General features: G+C 66.7%; 11 protein-coding genes and 1 tRNA gene. 7 read left to right on the forward strand and 5 right to left on the reverse strand.

What is annotated here, in order from left to right:
* Window positions 1–163 precede the first annotated feature (163 nt).
* Entirely contained in the window at window positions 164–2005 is a 1842-nt protein-coding gene (locus QA609_RS03390; RefSeq protein ID WP_278301393.1) for an ATP-dependent DNA helicase, read from the reverse strand.
* A gap of 181 nt (window positions 2006–2186) precedes the next feature.
* On the opposite strand from QA609_RS03390, the gene QA609_RS03395 reads away from it, so the two are divergent.
* Window positions 2187–2274: transfer RNA gene (locus QA609_RS03395), tRNA-OTHER, on the forward strand.
* A gap of 86 nt (window positions 2275–2360) precedes the next feature.
* On the opposite strand, the gene QA609_RS03400 is transcribed toward QA609_RS03395, so the two are convergent.
* The gene (locus QA609_RS03400) at window positions 2361–2606 is read right to left on the reverse strand and encodes a hypothetical protein (protein ID WP_278301179.1); all 246 of its coding nucleotides are present in this window, start codon (window positions 2604–2606) and stop codon (window positions 2361–2363) included.
* Between the two features lie 80 nt (window positions 2607–2686).
* Between QA609_RS03400 and QA609_RS03405 the strand changes: the two genes are divergently transcribed.
* From QA609_RS03405 to QA609_RS03415, 3 genes are read left to right on the forward strand one after another with little or no spacing between them, the layout of a single operon-like run.
* The gene (locus QA609_RS03405; protein WP_278301180.1) at window positions 2687–3628 is read left to right on the forward strand and encodes a YkgJ family cysteine cluster protein; all 942 of its coding nucleotides are present in this window, start codon (window positions 2687–2689) and stop codon (window positions 3626–3628) included.
* 59 nt (window positions 3629–3687) lie between these two features.
* Window positions 3688–4647 carry an NAD(P)H-binding protein gene (locus QA609_RS03410; protein WP_278301181.1) on the forward strand — a complete coding sequence of 320 codons (960 nt, stop codon included), beginning with the start codon at window positions 3688–3690 and terminating at the stop codon, window positions 4645–4647.
* A complete protein-coding gene (locus QA609_RS03415; protein ID WP_278301182.1) occupies window positions 4644–5369 on the forward strand; it encodes a hypothetical protein in 726 nt (241 codons plus the stop codon). The genes QA609_RS03410 and QA609_RS03415 overlap by 4 nt, the downstream gene beginning before the upstream one ends.
* Here the strand turns inward: QA609_RS03415 and QA609_RS03420 are convergent.
* Window positions 5366–5539 (reverse strand): DUF5786 family protein, encoded by a 174-nt coding sequence (locus QA609_RS03420; protein WP_278290408.1) that lies wholly within the window; start codon window positions 5537–5539, stop codon window positions 5366–5368. The two genes, QA609_RS03415 and QA609_RS03420, sit on opposite strands and share 4 nt — an antisense overlap.
* Before the next feature lie 110 nt (window positions 5540–5649).
* Between QA609_RS03420 and QA609_RS03425 the strand changes: the two genes are divergently transcribed.
* Window positions 5650–6663 (forward strand): DUF5784 family protein, encoded by a 1014-nt coding sequence (locus tag QA609_RS03425; RefSeq protein WP_278301183.1) that lies wholly within the window; start codon window positions 5650–5652, stop codon window positions 6661–6663.
* Between the two features lie 403 nt (window positions 6664–7066).
* Window positions 7067–7555, forward strand: a complete 489-nt coding sequence (locus QA609_RS03430) for a cupin domain-containing protein (RefSeq protein ID WP_278301184.1) — start codon at window positions 7067–7069, stop codon at window positions 7553–7555.
* Between the two features lie 353 nt (window positions 7556–7908).
* On the opposite strand, the gene QA609_RS03435 is transcribed toward QA609_RS03430, so the two are convergent.
* Both QA609_RS03435 and QA609_RS03440 read right to left on the reverse strand, forming a co-directional pair.
* A complete protein-coding gene (locus tag QA609_RS03435) occupies window positions 7909–8886 on the reverse strand; it encodes a stage II sporulation protein M (RefSeq protein ID WP_278301185.1) in 978 nt (325 codons plus the stop codon).
* A 43-nt stretch (window positions 8887–8929) separates the two neighbouring features.
* Window positions 8930–9850 (reverse strand): phosphotransferase, encoded by a 921-nt coding sequence (locus QA609_RS03440; RefSeq protein WP_278301186.1) that lies wholly within the window; start codon window positions 9848–9850, stop codon window positions 8930–8932.
* 112 nt (window positions 9851–9962) lie between these two features.
* Between QA609_RS03440 and QA609_RS03445 the strand changes: the two genes are divergently transcribed.
* Window positions 9963–10820 carry a ribose-phosphate diphosphokinase gene (locus tag QA609_RS03445; protein WP_278301187.1) on the forward strand — a complete coding sequence of 286 codons (858 nt, stop codon included), beginning with the start codon at window positions 9963–9965 and terminating at the stop codon, window positions 10818–10820.
* The last annotated feature ends 612 nt before the right edge of the window (window positions 10821–11432 follow it).

Consider the following 11432-nt stretch of genomic DNA (forward strand, 5'->3'; position numbering starts at 1 on the left):
CTTCGTCGAATTGCCTCTATCCTGTGATGCATTCGCGCGCTGTATTCAGCACGGTTCTATCAACATCACCGATAGCTGATAGAAGTAGCAGCATTACGTTCGCACGCTCTACATAACGCTCGGTCACTTGGGTCCAGATCCGCGGAGAGAATCCGATTGCTACCTATCCGTCCGTATCCCAGACGTCCGCCAGCGGACTCGAGCCCGACGAGCGCCGCGAGCGCGAGCTGGAACTACCGCGGCCGCTGCTCGAGTAGCCGCCCGAGCTCCGGCCCGAATCGCTCCGAGATCGACCGGCCGAACTCGAGCCCTTGCGTACTGCCGCACTCGGCTCGAACGCAGGCAGCTCCGGGCGCTCCATGCGTTCGACCTGGGCGGCGAACCAGTCGGGCATATCCGAGCGGGCGCGATCGAACACGTCGAGCAGGCTCGAGTCGGCCAGATAGGTCGCGCCGTAGTCGTCTGGGGCACGGACGACCCGCCCGCAGGCCTGGATGATCGTCCGCAAGGCGGTCCGGTAGTACCACGCCCACTGGCCCTCCTCGAGGCGGTGGGCGACCCTCGAGTCGCCAGTGTTGAGGAAGGGCGCCTTACAGAGCACCTGCCAGCGACAGAGCTCGCCTTTGAGATCCAGCGCCTCCTCCATCTTCACCGAGAGGAAGACGTCGGGGTCGTCGCTCGCTTTCCACTCCTCTAAGGCGGCGTCGCGGCTGTCCCGGTCGTGGACGCGGATCCGATCGCCGACGCCGAAATCACCCAGGAGGTCGGCCAGCCGCTCCTGGATGTCGTAGGAGTGGGCGTGGACCAGCCCCTTCTCGTCGGGGTGTTCCTGCATGACCCGGACGATCGTTCGAGCGAGTTTCGGCGTGGTCTCCGAGCGGTGCTCGTAGGTCATCTTCCCCTGCGTGACGTCGTACAGCGGGCGGTGCTCGACGGGAAACGTGTGCTCGACGTCGACCAAGGCGACGTCTGCGGGATCGAGCCCGACCTGCCGGCAGAAGGCGGCCTTGTTCAGGATCGTCGCCGACAGCAGCGCGAACTTGTTCCCGCGGTCCCAGACCGTGTGGCGGAGGTAGCGCTCGGGATCCATCGGCTTGATCGTCAGCGGCCCGCCGAGCTTCTCACCCTCCCCCTCGGAATCACCGCTGTCGCCCTCGCTTCCGCTGGAGCGCGGATCGGACTGGTCGACCAGCCACGTCGTCGCGCTCTGTGGATCCCGGTAGTCCGAGACGAACCAGTCGAGTTCGCCGATCAGCTCCTGGAGGCGGTCGCGCTGGCGGACCTCTCGCGGAGTGAGCGACTCCTGGGCGAGCAGCTCGTCCTTTCGGCGGGTACAGATCTGGGCGACGTTCTCCGCGTACCGGACCGCTCGATCCAGACCGTCGAGCTCGGGCACCCGGAGCTCGTCCCAGAACGGCACCGTCCGCGGTCCCAGTTGAATGGTCGCGTACATCTCGGCCCACTCGGCGAGCCCGTGGGCCTCGTCGATCACGACGACGTCGCGCTTGCGAAAGACCTCGCTGCCCGCCGTCTGCATGAAGTAGGCCAGCGTCATCGCCGCGATCGACCGGTTCGAGGCGATCGCCCGGTCGGAGAAGTACGGACAGCGGTGTTTGACCGAGCAGTCGTACCCCCGTTCGCGGACGCAGGGGGCCTGGTTGACCGGCGTGTCACGCTCGTCGGGGAGGATGCAGGTGTAGTTGGACTTCCCACGGATCACGTTCAGGTCGGCCAGCAGGTCGTCGGCCGCGACGTCGTCGAGCTGGGAGACCTGCGGGGTCGTGTAGTAGGCGCCCGCGGCCTCGCTGGGCTCCGCCTCCTCGACGGTCCGTGCGCAGCCGGCGACCGCGCGGGCGAGCAGGGACTTGCCGCTGCCCGTCGGCGCGCGCACCAACACGACGTCGTTGCCGGCCGCGAACGCGTCGCGAACGTCGCGGAGGGCTTGCTCCTGGGTCCCACGGTAGCTCGGCGCGGGGAAGGCCTCGAAGATCCGCTCGGGGTTCACCGTTCGATCCACGGGGCGGTCGCGTCCTAAAGGCTGCGAACCGTTACGCCCCGTGCAACCGTCGTCGTCCGTTTCGCTCGTCGAAACTCGAGAAGGCGCCGCCTATCGGGACGTAGGCGGTCGATACGATCGGGGTAGCGGGTCGATTACGAATACGGATCCCGCCCTCAAGTTCGAGTGCGGAAGGGTCGCTCAGCGGTAGAGCACCGCGGTGCCCTCGGCCCGCGGCGGCCATCGTGCCTCGTGGCGTTCAAATCCCACCCCTTCCGCTCGCGGCGCCGGGTCGAACGATCGCGGTCGTGCTTTCGGTGGTGTGTCACACGCTCGCTCCCTCCACTCGTCCTCCGGCGCCGCCTCAACTCGACTCGAGTCGCGACGTCTCCCCGTCGACCTGCTCCAGCCGGGCGACGTCCGCGTCCGTCGGTTCGTCCGGCAGGGCCGCAATACAGGGGTAACACAGCAGGTGGTCCGAGCCGTTCTCGAACTCCAGGGTCATCGCGGAGCCCTGGCTGCCGTCGTCCTCGCCGAACGTCCAGAGGTTGGCGATGCCGCCGGCGACCGTCACCGTTCGGCCGCAGCCGTCGCAGGTGTCCCGCGCCATACGCGAGTATCCGTCTCGAGCCGTGAAAGTCGTTCCCCCGCGGCACAGCGGTTATGGCCACGCCCGCGGTACCGACGCCCATGGAGGTGAACTGTCACGGCTGTGCCGGCTGCTGTCTCGACTGGCGGCCGCTGCTCGAGGCCGACGATGGGTCGAATCGACGACGGCGCGCCCGATCGGCACCACACGACGGCGGCGCCGAACGCGAGCGGGCGTTCTCCGAGCGCGTGCCGCTGGGCGGCAGTTACAACTTCGTCGCGCTGACCCGCGGCGAGATTCGGACTCTCCTCGAGCGGGGTGCGGCCGCGGCGCTAACCCCGCGGTTCTGGACGGTCGCCGAGGAACGCGAGGGCGTCGAGATCGGCGACCGCCGCGTGGCCGCCGTCGCCGGCCGTCCGGTCTTCTTCGTCGGCCTGCGGAAACCGCCGAAACCCGTCGCCCCCTTCGGCCGCGAGGAGCCGACGTGGCTGCCGACCTGCGTCTTCCTCGACCCGACGACGCTGCAGTGTCGGATCCACGGGAGCGACCGCTTCCCCGACGAGTGCGGAACCTATCCCGAACAGACCCTCGCGCTGGGTGCCGAAACCGAGTGCGAGCGCGTCGAGACCCGGTTCGGCGGTGAGCGTCTGCTCGAGCGAGACCACGACGATCCCGACGGACTGCTGTTCGGTCCGCAGGCGCTGGGCGCGAAGCTGTTCTGTCACCCACGTCCCGACGAACTCGAGGGGCTGCTCGACCGGCTCGAGCGTGGCGAGCCGTCGGCGACTGACCGAGCCGAGTGTATCGCCGTCGCCGCGGCCTCGAGTCCCGGCACCGTCGCCGTCTCGAAGCCCCACTACGAGCGGGCGCTCGAGCGTCTCGAGGGCGACGAGCCGGACGGCGACGCGTGGATCGCTCCCGCGATCGAGGAGTGGCACCGACGTCGGGATCGAACTCGAGCCGGCGAGGCGATTCCCGATCCTGAACTCGCGGCGAAGATCGAGGATCGACGCGGCGCTCCCGAAACCCCTGGCTGGGAGTGAGTCGAGGACGGAACCGCTGCAACGCGACTCGTTAAGAGCCGATCGTCCGTACCCGTCGTATGAACGTACTCGTGACGGGTGCGACCGGCTTCGTCGGGAGTCGCCTCGTCGCCGCGCTGCGTGCGATGACCGACCACGACGTGACGGTGCTCGTTCGGGACGCCGACGACTACGAGCCGCCCGACGACGGAATCACCGTCGCGGAGGGCGACGTCCTCGAGGAGGGCAGCTTCGAGGACGCTCTGGAGGGGATCGACGTCGCCTACTATCTGATCCACACGATGGGCAGCGGCGACAAAGACCTGATCGCGCAGGACCGACGCGCCGCGCGGAACTTCGAGCGGGCGGCGACCGACGCCGGGCTCGAGCGGATCGTCTACCTCAGCGGGCTGGGCAACGAAGACGAGCGGCTGTCGGAACACCTGGCCTCGCGCCGGCTCGTCGAGTCCGAGCTGCAGGCCGGCAGCGCCGAGGTGACGGTGCTGCGGGCGGCGATCATCATTGGCGGGGAGAGCGCGAGCTTCCAGATCGTCCGCCAGCTCGCAAAGCGACTCCCGGTGATGGTGACCCCGCGGTGGGTCCGCGTCGACTGCCAGCCGATCGCCATCGACGACGTGATCGCGTACCTGCTCGCGGTCCTCGAGCGACCCGAAACCGCGGGCGAGACCTACGAGATCGGCGGTCCGGACGTGCTCACCTACGGGGAGATGCTCCGGACGACCGCGAGAATCATGAGAGGCTGGGAACCGATGATCGTCCCGGTCCCGGTGCTGACGCCGACGCTGTCGGCGTACTGGGTCGACCTCGTCACCGACGTCGACCCGCAGGTCGCCCACCGGCTGATCGAGGGGATGGTCAACCCGGTTGTCGTCGAGGACTATCGCCTGCAGGAGCTCGTCGGCGTCGATCCGACGCCGTTCGAGGACGCCGTCCGCAGCGCGCTCGCCGAAGAAGTGACCCTCGACGGGGACACCCTCGAGAGCGGGCTGCCCGACGAGGGGCGCCCGCTCGAGGAATGACCCGAACTCCGGAGTACGGCGAGACGTGGGTCTACGAGAGCATCGTCGGTGCGCTGCCGGGGGTCGACCTTTCGGATCGGCTCGCCATCGGGATCCAGTTCGCGGTCTTCGAGGCGGCGCTGCTCGTGGTCGCGGCCGCCTACGGGCTGTGGGGAGCGGTCGTTCCGGGGACCGTCGCCGTCCTCGTCGCGGCGGTCGGCAGCTGGCTCATGCTCCGGTACAGCCGCTCGGTTCGTGCGCTTCGGTCGCCGGAGGGGTATCGGCGCGTGCTGTTCGGCTCGAACATCGAGGTCGTCCTCGGGGTGGTGGCGTTCGTCCTCCTGGTCACGTACCTGTTCGTCACCGATCCCCGGACCAGCGACGTGCCGTTGCTGACGGAGATCCTCGGTCCGGAACCGCCGGCGCTGGCGGTCGCCCTGTTACTGTTGATCCTCTGGGACGTCGTCTACCGGATCGGCACCTGCTGGTGGGCGACCGTCGCCGGGCTCTGGCGGTCGATCGTCTACGAGTTCGAGCCGAAGACGACCCGAGAGTACGCCCGGACTGACGGACTCAACGTGGCGTTCGCGGGAGTCCAGCTGCTGTTCGTCCCGTTCGTTCTCGGTCATCCGATCCTCGTCGGTGCGCTCGTGGGCCACGTGATCGCCGTCGTCGCGGTGGCGGCGCTGTCGGTACTGCTACAGCGACGATCCCAGAAAGAATCCGGAGGGACGACCCCCTAATCCGACTTCATCTCTTCGAACTGGCTCAGCAGCTCCTCGGCCGACTCGCCGGCGTCGTACTCGACCTTACCGTGGTAGATCGTCCGCTCGTCGTCGAAATCCGCATCCACCCGCGAAGCCTGTGCCTCGCGCCGCTCGTGTTCGTCTTCGTCATAGGCACCCATTGACATGGTAAGTATACACATTGTAGGCAGCTGATGCTTATCAATGTAACGGTGACCCACACCCCCGTCGTCCCGTCAGCGAACAGTATATACCCTCCCGGACACAATCTATCGGCGTGGCACGGCCGCTTCGCTTTCGTTACTCGCCCGCCCGCTGGAGCGAGCAACGAGTCCGACAGGAGATACTGGGTCCGCTTCGCTCGAACATCGGCGCTCGAGCCGCGGCCCCGCGATTCGATATCGGCGCAGACTGGGAGACGCACCGCTTCGAGATGCAAAACGGCGACCTCGCACTTTTCGCTCGCAACGGCGAGGAGGCCTACTGGATGGGCAACACGGAGACCCCCTCCTCGCTGTGGAAGACCGACAAGTTCGGCTGGAAGGACGTTCCCTACCACGTCGCTCGCTGGAATCAGCGAGAGCTGCTCGCGACGCTGCACGAGACCGATCCCTGGCTCGCGGACTACCCCTACCTCTCGTGGTTCTTCCTGCCCGTCTTCATGTCCAAGGACGGACGCGATTCCACACGGGCTTTCTTCCGTGAACACGCCGCGGGGTTTCCCGACGCCGGTCGCCGCGAGGCAACCCGCTACTTCGAGAACTTCCTCGAGACCGGCGTGCTCGACGACTACCGACCGACCATGGCCGGGAAGCTGGGCACCAGCAACCACGTCGACCGCGTCCGGATGAGCGCCGCCATGGGCGAGTTCATCGCCGCGAAGATCCTCACCGACGCAGGCTACGAGGTCACCCCCGAGATCGAGGTGACGACCGGACACTCGCTGGACTACCGGGCCGAGGACGAGGAGACGAACCGCCTCGTCGAGGTAACCCGACCCCAGCCGCCGGCCAACCGGGCCGCGGCCGGCCCCGTCGCTGCCGTTCGGGACACCGCCGAGACCAAGACCGACGGCCAGCTCGCCGAACACGGCGGGGGCGCCGTGTTGTTCGTCGACTGCTCGAGCTTCCGGGACGACGCCTGGGCTGCAGTACGGGGTGAACAGCCCGACCTGCGACACCGCCCCGCGGTCGTCTACCGCGCTCGTCCCGACGGTTACGTCGAGGGCTACCGGAAGGGGTCGGTTCCACTCGAGTTCGGCGACGCGATCGAGTTTTTCGATTCCTCGTGAAGCAGATCGTTGATCGTGGGAGCTGTAGCTGAAGATCGGAGAGGACAAGCGACCGCGCCAGCGGTTCCCGATCCGTTCTCGAGCCGCCGCTTCGTGTCGGAGCAGCTGTAGCGGACCTGATGCAGCAGGAGTCGCTGGCCGTCTCCGTCGACGGATTTCGGTCGTATGAGCCACGAGATGTTGGCGACAAGTTCGACCGACAATACGTCGTCCACAGCGACAGTGAAGACGCTGCTGAAGACGTCATCTCAGCATCTGTGAGAGCCACGACTCGCTGATGTGACCGTGGCTCTCACCCCCTCGAAGTGTCTCAAAAGACAAACTCGCACCCCATTTTATGCTGTTAACTGATCCGCCCCTATTAGCCGACATCATTAACTCTTCTTGTCCGTTGACTTTCCGCATGGAGAAAGTGACCATCGATAACGTGCGAAACGAGGTCAACCCGATGCAAGTTCACGACGTACGCCGACCGGTCTCGGACGCGCTCGGAACCGACCACTTCGCGATGAACTACTTCGAACTTGCGCCGGGCGATTCCTTCTCCGGGGGGCTTCACACGCATCACGACCAGGAAGAAGTCTTCTATATCGAGGAGGGAACGGCTGTATTCGAGGTCGGCGAGGAGCGCGAACGGGTAACCGTCGAGGAAGGGGAAGTCATCAGATTCGAACCCGGAGAGTTCCAGATGGGCTACGCGAAAAAGGAGACCGGAAACGAGGTTATCGGCTGGGCGATGGGTGCACCCGGCTCGACCCACGACTGGGAGGAGCTCGAATCGGTGGTGTCATGCCAGGAGTGTGAGGAGGAAGTTCGACACGCGACGAGGATTAATTCGGAGGGCCGATTCGAGTTCACCTGCACCGAGTGTGGCAACGAGTTTGCGATGTGAGCAGAGGTGTTCCGCGACGCGGTCGAGGCCGAAGTGTACTGTCGTAGAAGTTGAACGTATTTGCAGTACGAACTGCTGGAGCCAGCCCCCATCCGTCGATCTTCGTTATCACTCGGCACCTATGAGCGAGGATTTCCGTGAATTACTACAGTTGGGCTGGCAACGGAGGCTTTCCACGCCCTCCCCGGCCGAGTCGTACGCTCACGGGTCGCCGACCGCTCACGTACTCGTCCCTTCCACGGGTCGATCGATCGCTTCTCACCGTCGTTCGAACTGACCGACAGCGCGCTCCATCGCACCGTGGATCGGCCGGTCCGTAGCGAAGCGCGGTGCAACGAAATCGGATCGATCGGTCACGGCTCGGCCAGCCCCGGGAACAGCGCCTCCGCGATCACGATCGTCAGGTAGGCCTCGACAAAGGCCGCCAGCGCGAGCAACAGCCAGCCGAAGACGACGAGAAGGGTGGTCCGATAGACGTAGGTCTTCGTAAACAGCGAGTCGCGCGAGCCGACGAGCCGCTGGCCGGCCCGATGGAGGAACCGGAAGCCGACGCCCGCGGCGATAAACAGCGCTGGCAGCTCGAAGATCCCGTGGGGGACGAGCAGGGCGACGATCGGGCCGAACCCGACCTCGAGCCCGGTGACGACTGCGATGTTGCCGACGATGATCCCGTTAAAGACCATGATGACCGTCGTCACCAGTCCGAGCGTGAGCGCCCCGAAGATAGCCGCCAGAAACGGCGGCGTGTTCTGGACGAGGAAGAACGACGCCGAGAGCTCGATCCCACCGCCACCGGCCAGTTCGTCGTCGACGAACTCCTCCTCACCGAACTCCTCGGTCAGGAGCTCGAGGAACAGCTCCGTGAGGTCGACCCCCGCGGCGACGAGCGCGGCCCCGAGGACGACGCCGCCGCCGAACAGTGCCGTCGCGAACCAGACGTAGAGGCGGTGTTCCGCCCATCCAGCTGCGAGCGACGCGGCCACACCGGAGCCCTCGGTCAGCGCGACCGCGCCGAGCGCGGCGAACGCAAGCGCGAGCACGGCGGCACCGGCCGCGGCCGTCGGAAGATCGTGGATCGCGGCCGTCGCCCCCGCCGTCGCGAGCGAGACCAGCGCCAGCGCGAACGCGAGGGCCGCCCAGCCGCGGTTCGGATCCGCTCCCGGCCCCGGCTCCGTCCCGGTCCGGTCGGGATCCGGCGGCTGGCTCGAGGGAGCCTCTCGACCCGCGGAATCAAGCGGCTCGCGTCGCTCGCTCGCCGACTCGTCGGCCCGCGCCGACCGATCTGCCTCGGTCGACTCGACCGTTCGGTCGTCGGCCTGTCTATCGTTCATACCCCTTCCTTCGGGCAAATCGCGGATAAATCCGCCGACGGAGCTACCCCTCGAGCAGCCGACGGCACTGCCGCCACAGCTGTCGGCGACCGCGAGCGCTACCAGCGATCCGCCCGTAGTTCGCCGCTGACTGGGCGATCCAGAGCAGTTTGTACGCCCGGAGTCGACGAGTGGTCTCGGGCTCGAGCCGAACCGCCCGTGCGTATCCGGATCGGAACGCCGTCCGAAGCCGAGCGCGCTCTCGCGGATCGAGTTCCCGCACGTGGGCGTCGACGAACCGAGCCTCGGCGCGGGCCAGCGCGTACTCGGCGCGGGTGACGTGGGCGTTCCCCCAGTCGAGGACGCCCGTGATCGAGCCAGACGTGTCGATCAGCAGGTTCGAGGGCTGGTAGTCGCCGTGAGTGAGCACCGGGCGGGGGTCCGGGTCGTCGGCCGGCGGTATCGGGAGCGCCTCGAGCGCGGGTCCGAAATCCACCGCGTGCCAGCCCTCGGGCTCGCACAGCCGAAGTGACGATCCCTCGCGGGCGAGCCCGGCGACGCGGTCGAACGCGAGCGAATCCGTCGCGTGGAGCCGACCGAGCAGCTCGCCGGCCTCCCGAGCGAGCCGTTCGCGGACGGCCGGCTCGAGACCCGGATACTCGGGCCCGGGATTTCGGCCCGACAGATGCTCGTAGAGAGCCCACCGTTCGGGCCCGGCGTTGGACGGGTTCGCGAGCGAACCCGACGCGAGTACCTCGGGAACCGGAAGGTCGGTCGCCGCGCCGACGAGGTCGACGACCAGCGGTTCGATCACGTCGCCCGTCCAGACGCTAGCACCGCCGCGCTTGCAGACCGCCGTCTCCGGGTTGTCGGCCAGCTCGAGGACGAGCGTGTCGGCGACCGAGCCCGGATCAGGGCGGCGAACCGATCGGAGTTCGGTCCCGAGGGCGGTCTCGACGATCCGTGCGGCCGTCTCGAAGTGCATCCGTCCGCCGGCTACGGTCGGCGCAGCCGTAGCCCTTCCGTCCCGCCGAGTCGTCGGCAACGCCGGCACCGAGAACGAAAGCGGGTTTACCCGCGGCGCTGTGGCAACGAGTATGATCGTCAGCGGATCCAGCTCCCAGGCCTTCGCCGCGGCCCTCGCCCGCGACCTCGAGGAACCGCTCGCCGCCGTCGAGTACGACCGATTCCCCGACGGCGAACTGCTCGCGGCCGCTCCCGACGTCGCCGACCGCGACGTCGACCGGGCGATCGTCGTCGCCTCGACGACCTCGAGCGATGCCCACCTCGAGGTGCTCCAGCTCCAGGATGCCGTCCGGGAGGCCGGCGCCGACGAGGTCGTGACGGTGTTGCCGTACATGGGGTACGGTCGCCAGGACAAGGCCTTCGAGGCGGGCCACCCGATCTCGGCGCGAGCCGTCGCGCGGGCGATCTCGACCGGAACGGACCGCGTGCTCACCGTCAACCCTCACGAGGAGTCGATCTGTGGCTTCTTCGAGCCGACCGCGACGGCCGTCGACGCCGCTGACCAACTGGCCGACCCCCTTCCGGCTGACCTCGAGGAACCCGTCTTCCTCTCGCCCGACGCGGGTGCTGTGGAACTCGCCGAGACGGTTCGGGACGCCTACGGCAGGGGGGCGACGGACTACTTCGAGAAGACTCGACTCTCGGGGACCGAGGTCGAGATCTCGCCCAGCGACGTCGCCGTCGCGGACCGGGACGTCGTCGTCACCGACGACATCATCGCGACGGGGTCGACGATGAGCGAGGCCGTCGGCGTCCTCGGCGAGCGCGGTGTCGGCCGCGTGTTCGTCACCTGCGTCCACCCGCTGCTGGCCCGCGACGCCGTCACGAAGCTCTCGAGAGCCGGCGTCGAGGCGATCTACGGCACCGACACGATCGAGCGCCAGTACAGTGCGGTGTCGGTTGCCCCGTCGGTCGCCGACGAACTGTAACAGTAGAGCGGAGCACGGTTTCGGTATTCAGCCTCTCGAGTGGTAATCGCGTTCCCTATAGAGAATAAAGTCAGCAGACGGGAGATGCCGATTACTCGACTGACTCGCCGCTTCGCCGGGATCGATCACGTCCCATCTCGACGACGTAGCCGTCCTGGGAGATGGAGATAGATGCCCGCGGGTCGGTCGATTGGTCGCCGAGGTACTGAGCAGACTCGATTCCGACCGCGTCGAACGGGTAGAGGGAACCGTCCGCCGACGTACGGACCCAATCGAAACGACTCTTGAAGATTTGTTCGAGCCTCATTCGAGCTTTCATGGTTATCTTGTATTTGGCTTCTAATTGTGAAGAGTATTACGAGAAGCATGTGAACACGTGGTGAACGATCTGCACCCACGGGTGACGACGATTGGAGAACCACTTCATAAAGCACGTTCAGGATGCTTGAAGTTCCACTGAAACTAACACTAGCCGGTTACTACCTTTCGTAGGTCCAAGCCAGATGATGTGTAACATTCGCGTTGTGTACAGGCGGAGGCGGTATCACTGCAGTGTGGTTCAAGCACAGCACCCGCGATCGAGCATCGCGAGTGAGCGGCTTTTTAGCGTAG

This window comes from Natronococcus sp. A-GB7 (assembly GCF_029688865.1).
Classification (GTDB): domain Archaea; phylum Halobacteriota; class Halobacteria; order Halobacteriales; family Natrialbaceae; genus Natronococcus.

Excerpts from the sequence above, each read along its gene's own strand:
- QA609_RS03400 (WP_278301179.1), bottom strand. The coding sequence starts at position 2,606 with ATGGCGCGGGACACCTGCGACGGCTGCGGCCGAACGGTGACGGTCGCC.
- QA609_RS03405 (WP_278301180.1), top strand. The coding sequence starts at position 2,687 with ATGGAGGTGAACTGTCACGGCTGTGCCGGCTGCTGTCTCGACTGGCGG.
- QA609_RS03410 (WP_278301181.1), top strand. The coding sequence starts at position 3,688 with ATGAACGTACTCGTGACGGGTGCGACCGGCTTCGTCGGGAGTCGCCTC.
- QA609_RS03415 (WP_278301182.1), top strand. The coding sequence starts at position 4,644 with ATGACCCGAACTCCGGAGTACGGCGAGACGTGGGTCTACGAGAGCATC.
- QA609_RS03420 (WP_278290408.1), bottom strand. The coding sequence starts at position 5,539 with ATGTCAATGGGTGCCTATGACGAAGACGAACACGAGCGGCGCGAGGCA.
- QA609_RS03430 (WP_278301184.1), top strand. The coding sequence starts at position 7,067 with ATGGAGAAAGTGACCATCGATAACGTGCGAAACGAGGTCAACCCGATG.
- QA609_RS03435 (WP_278301185.1), bottom strand. The coding sequence starts at position 8,886 with ATGAACGATAGACAGGCCGACGACCGAACGGTCGAGTCGACCGAGGCA.
- QA609_RS03440 (WP_278301186.1), bottom strand. The coding sequence starts at position 9,850 with ATGCACTTCGAGACGGCCGCACGGATCGTCGAGACCGCCCTCGGGACC.
- QA609_RS03445 (WP_278301187.1), top strand. The coding sequence starts at position 9,963 with ATGATCGTCAGCGGATCCAGCTCCCAGGCCTTCGCCGCGGCCCTCGCC.